Source organism: Nocardiopsis sp. EMB25 (assembly GCF_026797795.1).
Classification (GTDB): domain Bacteria; phylum Actinomycetota; class Actinomycetes; order Streptosporangiales; family Streptosporangiaceae; genus Nocardiopsis; species Nocardiopsis lucentensis.
This window is the reverse complement of record NZ_JAMTDN010000001.1, coordinates 3270529-3290308: the sequence shown is the minus strand read 5'-3', so window position 1 is coordinate 3290308 and position 19780 is coordinate 3270529. Positions and strand designations below refer to the sequence as shown.

Here is a 19780-nt window from a genome sequence, read left to right as displayed (position 1 = left end):
CCAGGCGAGTATGCGATGGAAGATGCCCGTTAGGGAACCCGTTCGGCGAGGAAGTCGCGGCAAGGTGTCGTCATCAATGCCCAAAATGACCCGGTCGCGGGTTTCGCCCCGACCAGGGCCGGAAGGTCGGCGTGCTCAGTCTCACTCTTCCCGCTGGAAGGCGGGCGGTCAGTCGTCCATGGAGAGCCCGCGCTTGTTGCGGGCGCTCCAGTCGCGCATCCGCTGCGGGTATCCGACGATCTGAACGTCGTAGGCGGGCGTCGCGATGCGGTTCGCCACCTTGCGGATGACGTCGGGGGAGCCGCACCGGCGGCGGATCCACTCACCGTCGGTGGCCACCGCCACGGCGGTGGTCCGGGTGGCGAAGGTTTCGGGTTCGACGAAGAACTCCACGCCGACCCGGCTCTTGGCGAACTCGATGAGGGCCTTGATGTCGTCGTCCTCGGAGGCCCGGTCGAAGCGGGCCTTGCCCTTGCGGTTGGCCTTGCGGAGTCCGAAGCGGTCTCGCCATCCCATGGGCGTTCACGTCTTCCTGGTGGAGCGGGTGGTCAGACACCGACGCCCCCGCTGTCGGGGGCCGGTTGGTCCTGATTCTAGGGCTTCAACCGCCCTCCGGGCGGCCGCGGGTAGCCCGGAGAGCACCGGTTTCACGCGTTTTCCGGACAGCTCCGTCACCGCGCTGCTACGTTCTGTTCTCACATGGCGCGACAGGGGGAGCGGTACCGGGATCCCCCGTCCTCAGGCGGGGTTCCCGGCCCGAGTGGTGCAAGGCCCGCCGTTGCCGGTACCAGCCGACACCCGAGGGAGGTGACCCGTTGGCCACGTTCCACACGGGACGGCGGACCGACCGGTCCGGGCCGTCGCGCCCGCCGGGAAGAAGGCGGGCGCGCACACCGGCGGGTTCGACGTCAGCACCGTCCACGGCACCGTGCGGGGCACGGGACACCGAAACGTCCGACCGCCCCGGCGCGCGGACGGTTACGCCTACACCACGCAGAAGGAGGCAGGGGCTTCCTCTCCGGTCCTGAGGGCCGGGGCGTCCGCCCCGACGAACTGATGATGCCGATGTGGACATGGGCGGGGGAGACCGCGAGCCGCCTGCGGGCGACCGGACAGGTCGACCTCGCCGAGGCGGTCATGAGCCTGCCGAGGCTGTGCGAGGAGGGGGAGGCGGCCCGGGTGGAGGCCGTCGCCCGTTCGGCCCTGCGCACGGCGCGCCGACTGGTGGCCGAGGCGGGCGGTGACCGGGCCGAGGTGCCAGGGGTCTTCGGGCCGCCGACGCTGCTCTACCTCGCGCACTGGCCCCTGGCCGTGCGGGTGGGTGCCCTCGCCGAGGGGCGGCGCTCCCTGGACCAGGCGGTCGCCGCCGCGGAGGGCGTACCCGACCCGCGCGCGCACGGACCGCTGGCCGTCTCCGCGCTGGAGACGCTCGTGCGCTGCCACGCCAACGTCGACGCGGGCGGCACCACGTCCGAGCGCGCCGAACTGCTGTCGTCGCGGCGGCTGGCCGGATGGGAACAGACCCCCGCCTGGCCCTCGTTCTGCCTGGCCCGTGCCCACCTGCTCATCGACGAAGGACGACCGGACCGCGCCGAGGCCGACCTGCGGCGATTCGAGCACACCGCCACCGGGCCCGCGTTCCTCGGCGCGGAGGGCGTGTTCACACTGGTTCGAGCCCTGCGCCACCAGGACAAACACACCGACGCCCTGGAGGCCTTGGACCGGCTCGAAGCCGAGGTCGCCCTCGGGGCGGACACCCATGGCGGCCGCCACGTCGCTCTGCGCCGCCTGATCCGCTTCGAACGCGCGCGGTTGTTGTCCTGGCTGGTGCGTCTGGGCCTGTACCCGTCCCGCGAGGCCATCGTCCCCCTGCCCACCGTCGAGGAAGCCGAGGCCCACCCGAGCCTGCGCCCCGCCTGGGTGGAGGCGGTGGAGAACCTCGTGTGCCAGGGCGCGGTCCGCAACGACTGGCGGCTGGGTGTGCGGGTCACCACGTGGTCGCGCTATTTCGAACGGGTGGGAGCGCCCCGGCGCGGCGCCGAACTGGCCCTGGCCGCCGCCCGGTTGGCGGCGGGCCGCGGCGCGCACTGGGTGGCCACGTGCTCGGCCCAGCGCGCCGAGCGGCTCATCGGGGAGTTGGGCCGAACGGAGGAGATCGTCGGAGACCTCGACGAGGTGCGCGCCATGATCGGGGCCATGGCGCCGGTCCAACCGCTGGCTTCCGCCGACCGGATCCTGGAGTACCTGCGCGCCCAGCCCTCGGACGAGGTCAACCCCGAGGAGCAGGCCGAGCAGGTCAACGCCGCGCTGGCGGCCATTCCGCACGACACTCCGCTGCTCACCGCCCTCGGGCAGGTCGGCCGCACGCTCATGCTCTCCGACGCGGCCACCGAACCGCAGTGGCGCCACGTCCGCGAGCGCCCCGGGGACCAGCGCGCGGCGCTCTCGCTGCTGGAGACGCTGATGCACGACAACGACACCGCCGGGGTGCGCGACCTGGTGCGTACCCTCGCCGCGGGGGTGCCGCACGGTGACGACTACCGGGCCGCCCCGGGGGTCGGAGCCGCCGTGGCCAGCGCTCGCCCCGCCGGATAGGCCAGCGCGGCGGAGGGCAGCCGGGAGGGGCGCCCGCTGGCGAGCACGGACACCCGGCCGACGTGGTCACTCGGGGGAAGGTCGCCGATCCTGCGCAGGGTCTGGGCGGCCACCGCGTCGGCGGCCGTGAACAGCCGGGCCCGCGGGCCCAGGACAGCGGTGACGCGCTCGCTCACCAGGTCGTAGTGCGTGCATCCCAGGACCACCCCGCGCACGTCCGCGGGCGTCCGTTCGGCCGCGTAGGCCACGGCCTCGTCGATCAGCCGCGGGTCGGCCGACTCCACGGCCTCGGCCAGGCCGACACAGGCCACCTGGGTGACCTCGACCCCGGCGGCGAAGGTCTCCACGAGCCGGCGCTGGTAGGCGCTGTGGGTGGTCGCGGTCGTCGACCACACGGCGATCGGTCCGCCGGCGGTCGCGGCGGGCTTGATCGCCGGAACCGTCCCGACGACCGGCACCCTTGGTTCGAACTCGGCCCGCAGGTCGGCGAGCCCGTGCACGGAGGCCGTGTTGCACGGGACGACCACCGCGTCCGCGCCGTCCCCGCCCAGGGCGGCGCACGCCGAGCGAGCCCCGGCCAGCGCGCGGCCGATCACCTGCTCGGGCGTGCGTGGACCCCAGGGCATGTGGTCGGGGTCCATGGAGAGCACCAGGTCGGCGTCCGGCCTGGCCGCGTGCAGGGCGGCCGCGGTGGACAGCATCCCGATACCGGAGTCTACGAGAGCGATGCGCACGGAAGCTGATTCTAGTCGGGCCGTCCCCACGGCGGCGCCCCACGCGCCTCCGGTCGGCGCGGTGCCGTCCTTCCCGGGGTGTTCCACGCCACACCCGGAGTGGGCCCGGACAATGCCCAGGTGAACGGACCCGGGCGGAGACACGGTCACAAATGGGGTGGCACGAAGCCGTTACCCGTAGGTAGAACAGAGGGGCATCGGCCCGTTCCCGCGCACCCTCCGGCGGGCCTCGGGTCGAACAACGCCGTGCGTCACGTGCGCCGAGACCGGGAGCGGGAAGATGGCAACTTCACAGCAGGGTACGGGCAGCGTCACCGGGGATCGGCCAGGACTGGCCGCGCACATCGCGGCGGTTCAGCGGCTGCGCCGCGAGTACCGGGAACTGCCCGAGGGCGCCCCCGTGCGGCTGGCCAAGCCCACCTCCAACCTCTTCCGTTTCCGCGAACCGACCACCGCTCCGCCGCTGGACGTGTCCGCCTTCTCCGGTGTCATCTCCATCGACCCGGTGGAGCGCCTGGCCGACGTGGGCGGGATGACCACCTACGAGGAGCTCGTCGCCGCGACCCTCCCGCACGGCCTCATGCCGCTCGTCGTCCCCCAGCTGCGCACCATCACCCTCGGCGGGGCGGTCACCGGCCTCGGCATCGAGTCCTCGTCCTTCCGCAACGGCCTGCCCCACGAGTCCGTCCAGGAGATGGAGATCCTGACCGGCGGTGGTGACGTCGTCACGGCCACCCGAGACAACGAGCACGCCGACCTCTTCCACGGTTTCCCCAACTCCTACGGAACGCTCGGATACAGCCTGCGCCTGCGGATCGAACTCGAACCGGTCTCTCCCTACGTACACCTTCGCCACCTGCGGTTCCACGACGGGGCCGAGGCCATGGACGCCCTCGCGAGGATCTGCGCCGACGCCGAGCACGACGGCCAGCCGGTCGACTTCGTGGACGGGGTCGCCTTCGGCCCCGACGAGCTCTACCTCAGCCTGGCCCGCTTCACCGACCAGGCGCCCTGGGCCAGCGACTACACCGGCACCGACATCTACTACCAGTCCATCCGGCGCCACGCGGGCAACGGCCCCGGCGACTACCTCACCACCCATGACTACCTGTGGCGGTGGGACACCGACTGGTTCTGGTGCTCGCGCGCCTTCGGCACGCAGCACCCCCTCGTCCGGCCGCTGTGGCCGCGGTCCCTCAAACGCTCCGACGTCTACCGCAGACTCGTCGCCTGGGACCGGCGCACCGACTTCTCCCGCCTGCTCAACCACTACCGGGGCAGGCGTCCACAGGAGCCGCTCATCCAGGACGTCGAGGTCGGCGTGGAACGCGGCGCGGAGTTCCTGGAGTTCTTCCACTCCGAGATCGGTATGACCCCCGTGTGGATGTGCCCTCTCCGCCTCCGTGAGCCCCGGCACGCCGGGGCGGCCGAGGGCGAGCACGTGTGGCCGCTCTACCCCCTCGACCATGACCGCCTCTACGTGAACTTCGGGTTCTGGGGCCTGGTGGACATGAAGCCCCGCCAGCGCCGGGCGCACCACAACCGCCTGGTGGAGGAGGAGGTCGCGCGGCTCGGCGGCCACAAGTCGCTCTACTCGGACGCCTTCTACGCCGAGGACGAGTTCTGGCGCCTCTACAACGGGCCCGCCTACTCCCGTCTCAAGGAGTCCTACGACCCCCGGGGACGGTTGCTCGACCTGTACGCCAAGTGCGTGCGCAACCGCTGACACCGCAGACACCGGGCGGTCCCCTCCAGGGGCGCGCCCGGGAGAGGGAGGACGAGAACGTGCGGCTTGCAGAGATCTTCGAGCGGGTCGTCGGCCCCGACGCGCCCATCCGTTTCACCGCCTACGACGGCAGCTCCGCCGGAGCCCCGAACTCCGACGTCGCCCTTCACGTGCGCACGCCGGTCGCCGTCAACTACCTGGCCCAGTCACCGAACGCGGTCGGCCTCACCCGCGCCTACGTGTCCGGTCACCTGGACGTCGAGGGCGACATGTACACCGTCCTGAGGCGTATGTCCGACTTCGTGCTCGCCGAGGGGGTCAACCTCTCCCTCGGCGACCTGGCCGGCATCGTCCGGTCCGTGGGCTGGGTCAAGTTCGTCAACCGTGTGGCGCCGCCGCCGCAGGAGATGCGTGTGGGCAGGCTCGCGGCCATGGGCTGGCGGCACTCCAGGGAACGCGACGCCGAGGTCATCCACCACCACTACGACGTGTCCAACGCCTTCTACGAGCTGGTCCTGGGCCCGTCCATGACCTACACCTGTGCCGTCTTCGACGACGAGGACGGCGCTCTGGGCCGAGTGGAGGAATTCGACGGGGCGTTGGAGAGCGCCCAGTTCCGCAAGTACGAGCTGGTCTCGCGCAAGCTCGGTCTGGAACGGGGCATGCGTCTGCTCGACGTCGGCTGCGGGTGGGGCGGCATGGTCATGCACGCCGCCCGGGAACACGGGGTCAAGGCGCTGGGCGTCACCCTGTCCAAGGAACAGGCCGAGTGGGCGGCCAAGCGGATCGCCCAGGAGGGGCTGTCGGAGCTGGCCGAGGTCCGCCACATGGACTACCGGGACGTTTCCGACGGCAGCTACGACCGGATCAGCTCGATCGGGCTGACCGAGCACATCGGTGCGCGCAACCTGGACTCCTACTTCGCGTCCCTGTACGCCAAGCTCGTCCCCGGCGGTCGGCTGCTCAACCACTGCATCACCCGCCCGCGCAACGACCTCAAGGCCATGGACCCCAAGGGGGTCATCAACCGGTACGTGTTTCCCGACGGCGAGCTGGAGGGGCCGGGCGCCATCCAGACCTCGATGAACGACGCGGGGTTCGAGATCCGCCACCAGGAGAACCTGCGCGAGCACTACGCCCTCACGCTTCGCCACTGGGGCGCCAACCTCGACCGGAACTGGGACGAGGCGGTCTCCCTGGTGGGCGAGGGCACCGCCCGGGTGTGGCGCCTGTACATGGCCGGATGCGTGCTCGGCTTCGAGCGGAACGTCGTGCAACTGCACCAGATCCTCGGCGTCCGCCTGGACGGCGCCGACGCCCGCATGCCCCTGCGTCCCGCGTTCTGAGCGCGTCGCCGTGTCCCCTCCTGTTCGCCGGGAGGGGACACGGGCCCGTCGGTCACGCGCGAACGGTTCCGTGACGGCATGATGGAAGCCTCACACCGGCCCGCAGCACCGTGAAGGGACCCGACAGTGTCCTCCGAGCCCTCCGAAGAGAACGCGCCCCAAAGCGGCGAGACCCCCGCGCCCGACCTGCCCGACCGCGTCAAGCGCACGGCGATCGCGCTCGTGGGCGCCTACGCCGACCGCAACCGGGACGAACTCGACGAGGTGATCCCTCAGGCGGCCGACGACGTCGACGACGTGATGTCGGAACTGAAGGTCATCTCCGCCTTCCTGAGCCGCCGGGTCCAGCAGACCGGTGTGGTGTGGAAGCCCGCCGACTCGCGCGAGGCCGTCGCCCGCACGGTCGCCGAGATGCTCCCACCCGAGCTGGAGTTCGCCGTCAGCACCGCGTGGGAGGCGCACTCCATCGGTGAGGAGGAGGCCGCCGAGCGGTTCGCCCAGGGCGACCCCATGGTCTTCGTGCACATGCTCGCCGCGTTCAGCGCCGCCATCGGACTGGCCGTGTACCGTCGCCCCGAACTCGTGGCCACCCTCCGCCAGGTGACCGGCCTCGCGGAGGACTGACGGCGGTCCGGGCGCGGACGCCGGGGCCATCCTCTCCTAACAGCTGAGACACAAGGATCTGTTGTTTACTTCACACGGGGCGCTTCTTTACGTAGGTTTCCTACCATCCCCCGGGGGACCCTCGAAAGGAACGGGAGGCGCGCCGATGGCACGCAGACGAGCACACACTCACGTTCACCTCCCCGCCGCGGCGATGGCCCTGGCCCTCGTCGGCACCGCCTGCGGCATGGGCACGGGCGGTTCCGTGTCCGACGACCTCGTCGTCTGGATCATGGAGGGCACCAACCCCGACGAGACGGCCTACTTCGACGCGGCCAACGCGGCGTTCACCGAGCAGACGGGCGTCGGGGTCGACGTCGAGTTCGTGCCGTGGAGCGACGCGCAGAACAAGATCTCCACCGCCATCGCCGGAGGTACGGTGCCCGACGTGGTCGAGCTCGGCACGACCTTCGTCCCCGAGTTCGCCGACTCCGGCGCCCTGCACGACCTGTCCGGCTACGTCGACGACCCCTACGTCTACACCCAGAGCCTGCTCCGGATGGGGAGGATCGACGACCGGATCTACGGGGTTCCGTGGTACGCGGCCATCCGTTCCATCGTCTACCGCACCGACATCTTCGAGGAGCACGACCAGGAGGTCCCCGAGAACTGGGCCGAGCTGCGGGAGACCGCCATCGCGCTCTCCGAGGCGGAGGAGGACATGATCGCCTTCCCGATCCCCGGTGACGCGCAGTACTCGGTCATGCCCTGGATCTGGGGCGGAGGCGCGGAACTCGCCGTCCAGACGTCCGACGGTACGTGGGTGTCGGAGATCGACAGTGACGGCGGCCGGGCCGGGATGTCCTTCTTCACCGGGCTGGCCCTGGAGGACGGCGTCTCCACCACCGGCGCGGTGAACTGGAACGAGATCGACGTGATGGAATCCCTGGCCGAGGAACGGGCCATCATGGCGATCTCCGGCAGCGCCAACCCCAAGGCGATCCTGGAGTCCAATCCCGATCTGGAGGGCCGGCTCGGCGTCTTCGTCATCCCGGGCCGGGAGGACGGCTACACCGACTCCTTCGCGGGCGGCTCCCTCCTGTCGGTGTTCGAGGGGACCGGGCAGGAGGAGGTCGCCTGGGAGTACGTCGACCACCTGACCAGCTACCAGTTCTCCTCGCGCTGGGCCGAGGAGACCGGTTTCTTCCCCGGGCGTGAGGAGGCCGTGACCGCGTTCGCCGAGTCCGAGGACCCACTGGTCCGGCCCTTCGCCGTACAGCTCATCACGGCCAGTCGCGGCACCCCCGTCGCCCCGGCCTGGGGCCGGGTGGAGGCCGAGAAGGTCATCGTCGCCATGCAGCAGAGCATCCTCAACGGCGACGCCACCGTGGACGAGGCCACCGCGACGGCCGCCGCCGAGATCGAACGCATCCTCAACGGAGGCTGAGCGTGGGCACACCGGTCGGGCTGGGGAACACGCGTGAGGCGAAAGAGACCGTCCGCGACGCCGAGGGGGCGCCTCCGCCGAGGGGCCGCGGCCGACGGCGGCCGCCGTTCCTGAGCGCGGGTGCTCGCAGGACCCTCATGCCGTGGGCGCTGCTCGCGCCCGCGCTGGCGGTCGTCGGGGCGCTCCTGCTGTTCCCCCTCGCGCGCGTCGTGTGGCTGTCCTTTCGCGACTTCCACCTGCGCAACCTGGTCTCCGGCGAGTCCGACCCCGTTGGGTTCGACAACTACGCGGCGCTCCTGGGCGATCCGTACCTGTGGCGGGTCGCCCTGCCCAACACGGTGGTGTTCGCCGCGGTCGCGGTGGTCTCGACCGTGGTCCTGGGCACGCTGGTGGCGCTGCTGCTGTCCACGCTGCGCCCGCTCACCCGGGTGGTCGTCGTCTCCTGCGTGATGGTGGCCTGGGCGATGCCGGCGGTCAGCGGCACCTACGTGTGGATCTGGATCTTCGACGTCGACGACGGCGTCGTCGCCCAGGCGCTGACGTCCCTCGGCGTGCTCGGGCCCGAGGGGTACAACTGGTTCGCCGACCGTCTGTCCTTCTACGCGATCGTCACCCTCAACGTGGTGCACAGCGGCTTCCCGTTCGTGGCGGTCACGGTACTCGCGGGACTGATGACCGTGCCCAGGGACCTGCACGAGGCGGCGCTGATCGACGGCGCCGGCGCCTGGAAGCGGTTCTGGCACGTCACCTTCCCCGTGCTGCGTCCGGTGTTCGCGGTGGTGACCGTGCTCTCCACGATCTGGGACTTCAAGGTGTTCGCGCAGATCTACCTCATGCCCGGAGGGGACGTGGGAGGATCGCGGATGCTGAACCTGGGCGTGTGGGCCTACGTGCGTTCCTTCGGCCACAACGACTACGGGGCGGGGTCGGCCGTCGCGGTCCTGCTCACGCTGCTCCTGTTGGGGATCACCGTGCTGTACCTGCGCGCCCTGTTCCGGGAGGACGAGCTGCGATGACCGGACGGCCCGTGGGAACGGCGGGAGGGAAGGGGACCCGACCTCGGTCAGGCGGCCCCCTCGATGAGCTTCTCGCGGACCCTCCGCCAGTCCACGGCGGCCAGGGGGCGACGGTCCAGGTCCTCCAGGACCGCGTCCATCGTGCGCAGGTCGTACTCCCCCAGAGGGCGTCCGTCGTCGTGGCTCCGGTTCACCAGGTTGTTCACGTACACGAACAGGCGCTGTCCGGAGGGGTCGGCCAGGGCGTGGCGCACGGCGCTGTCGCGGAATCGCGCGTCGTGCGGGATCCAGCTGATGACGACCTCGGTGGGGGAGGGACCGGCGGACTCGCTCACGGGCTCACGCCGCCGTCTCCGTTGACCACGCCGACACGGCCCTCACCCCTTCGCCCTCGCCTCGGCGCCACGGGCGCCCCTCCACGAACAGAGCAGGAGTCTAACGGCCCCCTTCCGGCGGCCCACCACCCCACCAGGTCCGGTGCGGGGCACCGGGGAGAGGAGCCGTGTTGGCCACGCGCGTAGCCGCACCCGATGACCGACGTTGGGACGACCGCGTCGCCCGTGCCCGCCGCAGGGGCGGGCCGCCCCGGAGGCTCCGGGGCGCGGGCAGGGCGGCGGGGGTGGTGGTCCTGCTGGCCTTCACCCTCTTTCCCGTCTACTTCATGCTGGTCAGCGCCTTCTCCGACCGGAGCACCTCCGGAACGGGCGCGCTGGTGCCGACGGACGTCACGTTCGACAACTTCACGTACGTGATGACCGAGGGCGACTTCACGCTCTACCTGCGTAACTCGCTGGCGGTCGCCTCGATCACCGTCGTGGGGGCGTGCCTCCTCGCGTTGCTGGCGTCGGTGGCCGTGGCGCGGTTCCGGTTCCGGTTCCGGACGTCGGTACTGGTGCTCGTCCTGGTGGTGCAGATGGTGCCGCTGGAGGCCCTGGTCATCCCGTTGTTCCTCCAGGTGCGCGACCTGCGGATGCTCAACACCGTGCTGGGGCTGGGCGTGGTGTACGTGGCGCTGTCCCTGCCCCTGGCGGTGTGGATGATGCGCGGGTTCGTGGCCGCGGTGCCCCGGGAGGTCGAGGAGGCCGCCTACATCGACGGCGCGTCGTGGCCGCGCATGTTCTGGTCGGTGCTCCTCCCCCTCGTCGCGCCCGGCCTGGTGGCCACGGCGATCTTCTCGTTCATCGTGGCGTGGAACGAGTTCGTGCTGGCCCTGACCTTCATGCAGCAGAGCGACCGGTACACGGTGGCGGTGGGGCTGCGCCAGTTCTTCGGCCAGTACGCCAACGAGTGGGGGCACGTCATGGCCGCGTCCACGATCATCACGCTTCCGGTGATGGTCTTCTTCGTCCTCGTGCAGCGCTGGCTGGTCGCCGGTCTCGTCCAGGGGGCGGTGAAGGGCTGAGCCCGGGCCGTGCGGGAGGGCACGGGGGCGGTCCGTGGACGCGCGCACCCCTCCCCGCACGCCGCCGGAGGCGCGGGGAGGGGCGGAAGGGAACAGGGTCAGCGCAGTTCGCGCTTGAGGATCTTGCCCGTGGCGGTCATGGGCAGCTCCGTGCGGAACTCGACCTGGCGGGGGTACTTGTACGCGGCGAGGCGCTCCTTGGCCCAGTCGACCAGTTGCTGTTCGGTGAGCGCGGCGTCGGCCTCCCGGATCACGTAGGCCTTGGCCTCCTCGCCGTGCGTGTCGTGCGGGACGCCCACGACGGCGGCCAGGCTGACCTCCGGGTGGGTCATCAGGACCTCCTCGATCTCACGCGGGTAGACGTTGTAGCCACCGCGGATGATCATGTCCTTGGACCGGTCGACGATGAAGTAGAAGCCGTCCTCGTCCCGGCGCGCGATGTCGCCGGTACGGAACCAGCCGTCCTTGATGACCTCCGCGTTGGCGTCGGGCCGGTTGTGGTAGCCCTTCATCACGCAGTGGCCGCGCACCGCGATCTCGCCCTCGTTCCCGGCGTCGTTCCATTCCGGGTCGATCAGCTTCATCTCCACGCCCCACACGGGCAGGCCGATGGAACCGGTCTTGGCCCGGACCCTGGGGTTGTTGAAGGCCACGGCCGGAGAGGTCTCGGACAGGCCGTAGCCCTCCTTGATTCCGACGCCGAAGGTCTTGGCGAAGTCCTCGGCGAGCTGCCCGGGAAGGGAGGCGCCGCCGGAGATCGCGTCGACGATGTTGCCCGCGATCTTGCCGATGTCGTAGGTGCCCGGTTCCGCGGACTGCACCGCGTTGAGCAGGCCCCAGTACATGGTGGGCACCCCGGCGAACCCGGTGATCCCCTCCTCGTCCATGAGCCGCAGCGCCTCGTCGGGCTCGAAGCGCGGCATGAGGACCAGGGTCCCGTGCCGGTACAGGGCCGAGTTGAGCATGACCGTCTGACCGAAGATGTGGAAGAGCGGCAGGACGGCGAGGGACACGTCCCGGCCGTCGGGGTGCGCGGTGACCAGGTCGCTCGAGACGATCGCGTTCATCATCAGGTTGTGGTGGGACAGCTGGGCGCCCTTGGGCCTACCGGTGGTGCCGCTGGTGTAGATGATGACGGCGGTGTCGTCGGAGTTGGCCTGCACCGTCTCGAACGTGCCGGGCTGGCCGTCGAGGGCCTTCCAGAGCGTCTCGGCCCCCTCGATGGCGGACTCGGTGGCGCCCGGGGAGGCGGGCAGGTCGATGTAGGTCTCGCAGGAGTCCACCTGGTTGAAGGCCTCGAAGGCGCGCTCGCCCAGGGGGAGTTCGGGGGAGCCGGTGAAGGCGAAGAGCGCCTTGGCGCCGGAGTCCTCCAGGTGGTAGGCGATCTCGGGCGGTGTGAGGAGCACGTTGAGGGGGACGACCACGGCGCCGGCCTTGAGGGCTCCGAAGTAGACGAAGGGGAAGTAGGGAAGGTTGGGGCTGGCGAGCGCGACGCGGTCGCCGGGCCGGACGCCCCTGGCCACCAGGAGGTTGGCGACCTGGTTGGCGATCATGTCGGTCAGGGCGTAGGTGAGGCGAAGGTCTCCGAAGACCAGGCACTCCTTGTCGGGAACCGATCGGGCGCCGTCCTCCAGAAGCACAGACAGATTGAGCATGGGGGCCTCCCGCTACGAGTGAGTGACGGACCCAGGTGTGGTCTGGGTCTCGTGGTCCGCGTCACGTGAACGGCAGAGTAACAAACCAGCCGGTCGGTGTGGCGAACGGGGATCGGATCGAAACCTAACAGTGTTCGGAAAGGGATTCCAGGGTCCGCGTCGCCTTCACGGCCCGGACACCCGGGCCCGGCCCGGGCGAGGCGCTGGCGGAGGTCGTCCACGGGGAACGAAGCCGTCTGCGCTCCCGGGCGTGTACCGCTAACCTGGAAACTGCACGAGTGGACGCCCGGCCCAGCTCGGCATGTCCGCGTGCGACCGACCCAGAGACCGGCTAAGGGAACATCAGCGATGACAGCGGTAGACGGCGACCAGAAGACGGGCGACACCTACGACGCCCGCGCCCTCCAGGACAAGTGGCAGGCGCGCTGGGCCGCTGAGCTTCCGTTCCAGGCCAGCGAGGACCCGACCGACGCCCGGCCCCGCAGCTACGTGGTCGACATGTTCGCCTACCCCTCAGGCGACCTGCACATGGGCCACGCCGAGGCCTACGCCATCGGCGACGTCATCGGCCGCTACCGCTTCCAGCGCGGCGACAACGTCCTGCACCCCGTCGGTTGGGACTCCTTCGGCCTGCCCGCCGAGAACGCGGCGATCAAGAACGACTCGCACCCCGCCGAGTGGACCTACGCCAACATCGAGACCCAGGCGGCCTCGTTCCGTCGGTACGGGATCGGTGTCGACTGGTCGCGCCGTCTGCACACCAGCGACCCCGAGTACTACAAGTGGAACCAGTGGCTGTTCCTGCGCTTCTTCGAGCGCGGACTGGCCTACCGCAAGGACGGCCAGGTCAACTGGTGCCCCCAGGACCAGACCGTGCTGGCCAACGAGCAGGTCGTCCAGGGCCGGTGCGAGCGGTGCGGCTCCGACGTCGTGCGCCGCAGCCTGAACCAGTGGTACTTCAAGATCACCGACTACGCCCAGCGCCTGCTGGACGACATGGACCAGCTGGACGGCGGCCGCTGGCCGGACGAGATCCTGGCCATGCAGCGCAACTGGATCGGCCGCTCCACCGGCGCCGACGTCCACTTCGCCATCGAGGGCCGCGACGAGCCGGTGACCGTGTTCACCACCCGCCCCGACACCCTCTACGGCGCCACGTTCTTCGTCGTGGCCGCCGACGCCGACCTGGCGGACGAGCTGTGCGCACCCGAGCAGCGCGAGGCCTTCGACGCCTACCGTGCCGAGGTCGCCAAGCTGTCCGACATCGAGCGCCAGGCCACCGAGCGCCCCAAGACCGGTGTGTTCCTGGGCCGCCACGCCGTCAACCCGGTCAACGGCGAGCGCATGCCGGTCTGGGCCGCCGACTACGTCCTGGCCGACTACGGACACGGCGCGATCATGGCGGTGCCCGCCCACGACCAGCGCGACCTCGACTTCGCCCTGGCCTTCGACCTGCCCGTCAAGGTGGTCGTGGAGACCGGCGAGCCCCACCCGGCCGAGACCGGTGTGGCCACGGCGGGCGAGGGGACGCTGCGCGACTCCGGGCCGCTGGACGGGCTGACCAAGACCGACGCGATCAACCGCATCGTCGAGGTGCTGGCCGAGCGCGGCACCGGCGACGCCACCGTCAACTACCGCCTGCGCGACTGGCTGCTGTCCCGTCAGCGCTACTGGGGCACGCCGATCCCCATCATCCACTGCCCCTCCTGTGGTGAGGTGCCCGTCCCCGACGAACAGCTGCCGGTCACGCTGCCCGAACTCAAGGGCGCCGAGCTGGCGCCCCGGGGCGTGTCGCCGCTGGCCGCCGCCACCGACTGGGTGGAGGTCGACTGCCCCTCCTGCGGCGGTCCCGCCAACCGCGACACCGACACCATGGACACGTTCGTCGACTCGTCCTGGTACTTCCTGCGCTACTGCTCGCCGAACCTGGACACCGCCCCCTTCGACACCGAGGCGGTCAACAAGTGGGGTCCGGTCGACCACTACATCGGCGGCAAGGAGCACGCGACCCTGCACCTGCTGTACGCGCGCTTCTTCACCAAGGTCCTGCACGACATGGGCATGGTGGGCTTCACCGAACCCTTCCGCCGTCTGACCAACCAGGGCCAGGTCATCAACCAGGGCAGGGCGATGTCCAAGTCCCTGGGCAACGGTGTGGACCTGGGCCAGGAGATCGACACCTACGGCGTCGACGCGGTCCGTCTGACCATGCTCTTCGCCAGCCCGCCCGAGGAGGACGTCGACTGGGCGGACGTCTCCTGCACCGCCGCGCAGAAGTTCCTCAACCGTGCGTTCCGCGTGATGTGCGAGGCTGGCGCGGCCAGCGCGCCCGGCGCCGACGCCACCGCCGGCGACACCGAGCTGCGCCGGGTCACGCACCGCAGCATCGACCAGGTCACCACGCTGGTGGAGGCGCGCCGGTTCAACGTGGCCATCGCGCGCACCATGGAGCTGGTCTCGGCCGCCCGCAAGGCGATCGACTCCGGCCCCGGCGCGGCCGACCCGGCCGTGCGCGAGGCGGCCGAGTTCGTGGCCGTGGCGCTGTCCCTGTTCGCGCCCTACGTGGCCGAGGAGGGCTGGGAGCGGCTGGGGCACGTGGGCACGGTCGCCGTCGGCAACTGGCCCGATCCGGACCCGGAACTGCTGGTCCAGGAGTCCGTGACCTGCGTGGTGCAGGTGCAGAGCAAGGTTCGGGACAAGCTGACCGTGGCGCCCGACATCGACCCGGCGGAGCTGGAGCGGCTCGCGCTGGCCTCGGAGAAGGCCCAGGGATTCATCGGCGACAAGCAGATCCGCAAGGTGATCGTGCGCGCGCCGAAGCTGGTGAACATCGTCGTCGGCTGATCCGGCAACGGAGGCGGCGGTCGCGTTCGGCGACCGCCGCCTCCGTGTGACACGCCGGAGTGGGTGACGACTGACAGGGAGGCGGTGGCCGGGTGTCCCCATCCGGTAGGTCGGGTGGTCCGCTGGTACGCGGTGCCGTCATCGTGTGTGGCGCCGCGCTGGTCTCCGCCGCGGCGATCGGCGGTGGACTCGTGTTGGCGGGAGGAGACCCCGACGTCCCCGGCGCGGACGACGTCCACACCACCGCCCCCGACTGCGCCGCCGTACCCGCGTCCGTGGTCGACGAGGCCCTGCCCGACGCCGTTCCTGAGACCATCGAGTCCGGGCCGCGGCCCGGCGGTGACACCGCGCTGTGCGCGTGGACCTCGCTGGGCACCGCCGAGGACCCCGGTGTGCTGCGGGTGGAGTTCTCCGCGCTGTTCACCGACACCTCCGGGGAAGTGCCCGTCGCGGGTACCGAACACGCCGAACGGGCTCTGACGGCTCTGGTGCCCCGGACGAGCGACGGTGTCCGGCTCCCGTCGGATGTCGAGGGGCACGTGTGGACGGACGGGGCGCAGGGCACCGCCGACCTGGCCTTCTACACTGACAATCTGCTGGTCCGGGTGGCCTACTCCGGTGTCTCCGGAGACGGGCCCGCCGACCGGGAGGACGCCCGTGAGCTGACGGTGCGGGTCGCGGAGCAACTCGTGGAGGTCTTGTGAACCCGGAAGGCCATCGTCCGGTCGTCCCGCGGGCCCAGCCTCAGAGCCGGGGATGCGCGATCGCCGGTGTCGTGGCGCTGACGCTGGTGGCGGTCCTGCTCGTGGCGGGCGGTGTGTGGTTCGTCCTGAACCGTGAGGCCCTGGAGTCGGGTGACTTCGAGGCCGCACCCGAGTGCGCGGTGGGAGAGACCGAGGCCCTCGCCGCGTCGGTGCCCTCCCATGTCTTGGAGCTCGAGGCGCCGGTCGGCGGGCAGCAGGACACGTTCGGTACCGGATGGCAGTGTCGGTGGGCCACCCCCGAGGGGCCGGGGGAGGCGGTGCCCTCCTTCGCGACCTTGGTGATGGTCGCCGCGCCCAACCCGGGCGGGATCGAGACGGCCGCCGAGAACCTGCGGAACACCACCGCGAACCAGGACACCACCGCGGTGGACGGTATCGGCGACGAAGCGGTCAGCTGGACTGACGAGTCCGACTTCCCGTTCGCCTGTGTGGGAGCCCGCGTGTCCAACCTGTACGTGGAGACCTGCTACGGCGCCGCCGCCGACTACGGCGTCGCGCGCGCGGCGGAGGCGGAGCACGGACGGGAGACGGCCGAGGAACTCGCCCGGGCCGTGATCGCCGAACTGCCCGCCTGACCAGGGCGCCCCGCGAGACGGCTCACCAGGCTCCGTCGAGGAACTCCTCCAACGCGGGGGCGACCTCCGGGGCGAAGGGGCGGTCGGCGTCGAGCACGGCCGCGCCGGGTTCGTCCCGGAACTCACGGAACACGTGGTCGGCGTCGGGGACGTCGACGCGTTCGGCGTCGGTGAACCCGCTCATGAGGCGGTCGACGTCCGCCCGGGAGACCTGGGCGTCCTGCTCTGCCCACAGCACCAGTACCGGGGTGCCCTCGGGGACGTCCCGGGCGAGGTCGACGGGGTCGAAGGCGTCGATCCAGGTCAGGAAGGCCGAGTTCCGCTCGGAGTAGACGGTCTCCAACAGGGGCGACAGGTCGTCGGGCAGGGCGCGTCCACCGCGCAGCGCGGCACGTCCCGCGCGGGCGTCGGAGAGCAGGGTGACACTGTCGCCCTCATCGAGCTGCCCGCGGGCCTCACCCACGCGGATCTGCTCGGTGAGCTGGCGGTCGATGAGGTCCAGGTAGCGGGTTCCGGGCGGGGCGGCCAGGACCAGCGCGGGCGAGGCGTCCACGAGTTCGTGCGCGCGCAGGGCGAACAGGGCGCCCTCGCTGTGTCCGACGACGACGGTGCGTTCGGGGTCCACCTCGGGTTGGGCCAGCAGCTCCCCGAAGGCGGCGACCACCTGACGGTCGAACACCTCCGGGGCGATGGGATCGTCCGGGTCGAGGCCGTCGGCCCCCGTCTCGCCGCTGCCGAGCTTGTCGTAGCGGAGCGAGGCGACACCGGCCTCGGCCAGCACACGGGTGAGGTTCAGGTTGGTGTCGGCGTCGGGTCGCGTCGGTGCGTTGCCGTCCCGGTCGGTGGGGCCGCTGCCGGAGACGATGAGGGCGGCGGGCACCGTCCCGGTGGTGTCCGAGGGCGCCGTGAACGTCGCGAACACCTCTGCGCCGTCCACGGTGAACGACAGGTCCCGAGCCGACCCGCTGACGCCGGGCGGAGGGACCGAGGGGTCCTCGCCGGAACAGGCGGTGGAGAACAGGAGGCCGGTGGTCGCGCCGACGACGGCGAGCATCCGCCAGCGGCCGTGCGCGGGGGAGGTGGTGGGTGTGGACACGCCCCCAGCTTAGGGCGTGCCCGGAGGCCGTGTATGCCGTCCTGTGACCGGTCCGTCCCCGGTACGCGGACGGACCGGGGACGCGGGATCGGCGTCAGACGCGGCGCATGACCGCGACGACCTTGCCGAGGATGGTGGCGTCGTCCCCGTTGATGGGCTCGTAGGCCTCGTTGCGGGGCAGGAGCCACACGTGGCCGTCGTCCTCGCGGCGCAGGACCTTGACCGTGGCCTCGTCGTCCAGCAGGGCGGCCACGATGTCGCCGTTGTTGGCGTCCTGCTGCTGGCGGACCACGACCATGTCGCCGTCGGTGATGGCGGCGTCCGTCATCGAGTCGCCGACCACGGTGAGCATGAACAGCCGTCCCTCTCCGACCAGCTGGCGCGGGAGGGAGAGCACGTCCTCCACGGACTCCTCGGCCAGGATCGGACCACCCGCGGCGATCCGGCCGACGAGCGGCACGGCGGCGGCACGCGAGGCGTCGGCGGTGAACTCCGCGGGGTCCGCCTTCGCGCCGGACGAGCGGCCGGGGGTGCGCAGTTCGACGGCGCGGGGGCGGTTCTGGTCGCGGTGCAGGTAGCCCTTGCGCTGGAGCACCTTGAGCTGGTGCGCCACGCTGGAGGGGCTGGACAGGCCGACGGCGTCGCCGATTTCCCTTATCGAGGGCGGGAAACCGCGTTCCCTTACGTACCGCTGGATACAGTTCAGCACGCTCTGCTGACGCGCCGTGAGTTTGGGAGCGTCGGGCGTCGGCCCGTCCGCATCGCCCACGGGCGAGAGGACGGTGGTGGTTCCGGGATTCTCCTCCGGCACGGCCGGGCCTCCTCGGCGTTCGGTTCGGTCAGGGCCTGCTTGTGTGACTGGCCACGTCCGATCCGCGACCGCGCCGACCCTGGGGTCCACGTGACGGCGAAACCGGAGTGAAATCAACGTCAACATTAGTCGTTGCTGACGGTGATATCAAACAAGCGTTCGAGGCTGCGGACAATTGCTCGCGCGTTTTCGCGGTCAATTCCTGGCCTCCACTTACGTGTACACGTGTACCCGTCCCGGTGTCCCGGGAATGCGCCAACACGAGCGCGCCCGTGTACGAGCGGGCCCGGTCGCCCCGCGTCGGTGTTCGTGCGCGATCGCCTGCGGGGGCGGCGATCGCGTTTTCCGGGCGGCCCGTCCGCGGCGGTCGGGCGGCGCGTCGGCGGTACCCTGGGAAGTGGGTTTCGGGCGGCCCGGTCCACCCCCTGCGGGTCGTCCGCCGATCCCCTCCCCCTCCGAGCGTCGGTGTCCGTGTTCCCGTGCGCGGCCGCCCGGGCGCGCACGGGGTGCGTGTTCGTCGAAGGTCGCGGCCTCATCCGTGGTCGTTGAGGTTCGACCACAACATCTGGGTGTGTTGGTGGGGTGGAAGCCCAGAAGTTGTGGTTAAGTGGATGTGCGGGTCGTCGCGAGGGAAGCAGGTGAACAGGGATGTATTGTCCGTTCTGCCGCCATCCGGACACCCGGGTGATCGACAGCAGGTCCACCGACGACGGTGCGGCCATCCGCCGCCGCCGGTCCTGCCCCGCGTGCGAGCGCAGATTCACCACACAGGAGACCGTCCTTCTGATGGTCGCCAAGCGCTCCGGCGTCACCGAGCCCTTCAGTCGCACCAAGGTCATCGCCGGGGTGCGCAGAGCCTGCCAGGGCCGCCCCGTCTCCGAGGACGCCCTCGCCAAGCTCGGCCAGCGGGTCGAGGAGGAGATCCGCAGCCGGGGACTGGCCGAGGTGCCGGCGCATGAGATCGGACTGGCCATCCTCGGTCCCATGCGCGAACTCGACGAGGTCGCCTACCTGCACTTCGCCAGCGTCTACCGCGGTTTCGAGAGCCTCGCCGACTTCGAGGCCGAGATCGCCAGCCTGCGCCAGGACCACGAGGTCGGGTCCGGCGCGGACGGGGAGTAACACCTCCACCGCACGGCCGGGAGCCGTGCCGTCGACGCGTTCTC

Annotated in this window: 17 protein-coding genes; 11 read left to right on the top strand and 6 right to left on the bottom strand. The window is 70.9% G+C overall.

The window, feature by feature from the left end:
• Positions 1–168 precede the first annotated feature (168 nt).
• The gene (locus KIK06_RS14225; protein WP_017597835.1) at positions 169–516 is read right to left on the bottom strand and encodes a hypothetical protein; all 348 of its coding nucleotides are present in this window, start codon (positions 514–516) and stop codon (positions 169–171) included.
• A 543-nt stretch (positions 517–1059) separates the two neighbouring features.
• On the opposite strand from KIK06_RS14225, the gene KIK06_RS14220 reads away from it, so the two are divergent.
• Positions 1060–2595 (top strand): hypothetical protein, encoded by a 1536-nt coding sequence (locus tag KIK06_RS14220; protein ID WP_268643496.1) that lies wholly within the window; start codon positions 1060–1062, stop codon positions 2593–2595.
• Here the strand turns inward: KIK06_RS14220 and KIK06_RS14215 are convergent.
• Entirely contained in the window at positions 2538–3329 is a 792-nt protein-coding gene (locus KIK06_RS14215; protein ID WP_193789743.1) for a glutamate racemase, read from the bottom strand. The two genes, KIK06_RS14220 and KIK06_RS14215, sit on opposite strands and share 58 nt — an antisense overlap.
• Before the next feature lie 280 nt (positions 3330–3609).
• Here KIK06_RS14215 and KIK06_RS14210 point away from each other — a divergent pair, with 280 nt between their 5' ends.
• The 5 genes from KIK06_RS14210 (at position 3610) to KIK06_RS14190 (ending at position 9467) form a co-directional block, all read left to right on the top strand.
• Positions 3610–5055, top strand: coding sequence for an FAD-binding oxidoreductase (locus tag KIK06_RS14210; protein ID WP_268643495.1), 1446 nt, complete (start codon positions 3610–3612; stop codon positions 5053–5055).
• A gap of 59 nt (positions 5056–5114) precedes the next feature.
• Positions 5115–6401: an SAM-dependent methyltransferase gene (locus KIK06_RS14205; protein ID WP_268643494.1), complete on the top strand. Its 1287-nt coding sequence runs from the start codon at positions 5115–5117 to the stop codon at positions 6399–6401.
• A 126-nt stretch (positions 6402–6527) separates the two neighbouring features.
• A complete protein-coding gene (locus tag KIK06_RS14200) occupies positions 6528–7025 on the top strand; it encodes a hypothetical protein (RefSeq protein ID WP_017597841.1) in 498 nt (165 codons plus the stop codon).
• A gap of 145 nt (positions 7026–7170) precedes the next feature.
• Complete coding sequence (locus KIK06_RS14195) at positions 7171–8451, top strand: sugar ABC transporter substrate-binding protein (RefSeq protein ID WP_026127461.1); 1281 nt, start codon at positions 7171–7173, stop codon at positions 8449–8451.
• 137 nt (positions 8452–8588) lie between these two features.
• Positions 8589–9467, top strand: coding sequence for a carbohydrate ABC transporter permease (locus tag KIK06_RS14190; RefSeq protein ID WP_017597843.1), 879 nt, complete (start codon positions 8589–8591; stop codon positions 9465–9467).
• A 47-nt stretch (positions 9468–9514) separates the two neighbouring features.
• Here the strand turns inward: KIK06_RS14190 and KIK06_RS14185 are convergent, their stop codons facing one another.
• Positions 9515–9802, bottom strand: a complete 288-nt coding sequence (locus KIK06_RS14185) for a hypothetical protein (protein ID WP_017597844.1) — start codon at positions 9800–9802, stop codon at positions 9515–9517.
• Between the two features lie 170 nt (positions 9803–9972).
• On the opposite strand from KIK06_RS14185, the gene KIK06_RS14180 reads away from it, so the two are divergent.
• Positions 9973–10869 (top strand): carbohydrate ABC transporter permease, encoded by an 897-nt coding sequence (locus tag KIK06_RS14180; protein WP_193789744.1) that lies wholly within the window; start codon positions 9973–9975, stop codon positions 10867–10869.
• Positions 10870–10967: 98 nt separating this feature from the next.
• Here the strand turns inward: KIK06_RS14180 and KIK06_RS14175 are convergent, their stop codons facing one another.
• Positions 10968–12524, bottom strand: coding sequence for a long-chain-fatty-acid--CoA ligase (locus KIK06_RS14175; RefSeq protein ID WP_017597846.1), 1557 nt, complete (start codon positions 12522–12524; stop codon positions 10968–10970).
• 348 nt (positions 12525–12872) lie between these two features.
• Here KIK06_RS14175 and leuS point away from each other — a divergent pair, with 348 nt between their 5' ends.
• From leuS to KIK06_RS14160, 3 genes are all read left to right on the top strand, one after another.
• A complete protein-coding gene (leuS, locus tag KIK06_RS14170; protein ID WP_268643492.1) occupies positions 12873–15368 on the top strand; it encodes a leucine--tRNA ligase in 2496 nt (831 codons plus the stop codon).
• A 92-nt stretch (positions 15369–15460) separates the two neighbouring features.
• Positions 15461–16072: a hypothetical protein gene (locus KIK06_RS14165; protein ID WP_268643490.1), complete on the top strand. Its 612-nt coding sequence runs from the start codon at positions 15461–15463 to the stop codon at positions 16070–16072.
• Entirely contained in the window at positions 16069–16707 is a 639-nt protein-coding gene (locus KIK06_RS14160) for a hypothetical protein (RefSeq protein ID WP_017597848.1), read from the top strand. The genes KIK06_RS14165 and KIK06_RS14160 overlap by 4 nt, the downstream gene beginning before the upstream one ends.
• A gap of 22 nt (positions 16708–16729) precedes the next feature.
• On the opposite strand, the gene KIK06_RS14155 is transcribed toward KIK06_RS14160, so the two are convergent.
• Both KIK06_RS14155 and lexA read right to left on the bottom strand, forming a co-directional pair.
• Positions 16730–17803, bottom strand: coding sequence for an alpha/beta hydrolase family protein (locus KIK06_RS14155; RefSeq protein WP_268643489.1), 1074 nt, complete (start codon positions 17801–17803; stop codon positions 16730–16732).
• Positions 17804–17897: 94 nt separating this feature from the next.
• Positions 17898–18614, bottom strand: a complete 717-nt coding sequence (gene lexA, locus KIK06_RS14150; protein ID WP_017597850.1) for a transcriptional repressor LexA — start codon at positions 18612–18614, stop codon at positions 17898–17900.
• 648 nt (positions 18615–19262) lie between these two features.
• Between lexA and nrdR the strand changes: the two genes are divergently transcribed.
• Positions 19263–19736, top strand: a complete 474-nt coding sequence (gene nrdR, locus KIK06_RS14145) for a transcriptional regulator NrdR (protein ID WP_026127463.1) — start codon at positions 19263–19265, stop codon at positions 19734–19736.
• The last annotated feature ends 44 nt before the right edge of the window (positions 19737–19780 follow it).

Bases quoted from the DNA above. Each gene is read 5' to 3' on its own strand.
- KIK06_RS14175 (WP_017597846.1), bottom strand. From the start codon at position 12,524: ATGCTCAATCTGTCTGTGCTTCTGGAGGACGGCGCCCGATCGGTTCCC.
- KIK06_RS14210 (WP_268643495.1), top strand. From the start codon at position 3,610: ATGGCAACTTCACAGCAGGGTACGGGCAGCGTCACCGGGGATCGGCCA.
- KIK06_RS14225 (WP_017597835.1), bottom strand. From the start codon at position 516: ATGGGATGGCGAGACCGCTTCGGACTCCGCAAGGCCAACCGCAAGGGC.
- leuS (WP_268643492.1), top strand. From the start codon at position 12,873: ATGACAGCGGTAGACGGCGACCAGAAGACGGGCGACACCTACGACGCC.
- nrdR (WP_026127463.1), top strand. From the start codon at position 19,263: ATGTATTGTCCGTTCTGCCGCCATCCGGACACCCGGGTGATCGACAGC.
- KIK06_RS14195 (WP_026127461.1), top strand. From the start codon at position 7,171: ATGGCACGCAGACGAGCACACACTCACGTTCACCTCCCCGCCGCGGCG.
- KIK06_RS14220 (WP_268643496.1), top strand. From the start codon at position 1,060: ATGCCGATGTGGACATGGGCGGGGGAGACCGCGAGCCGCCTGCGGGCG.
- KIK06_RS14190 (WP_017597843.1), top strand. From the start codon at position 8,589: ATGCCGTGGGCGCTGCTCGCGCCCGCGCTGGCGGTCGTCGGGGCGCTC.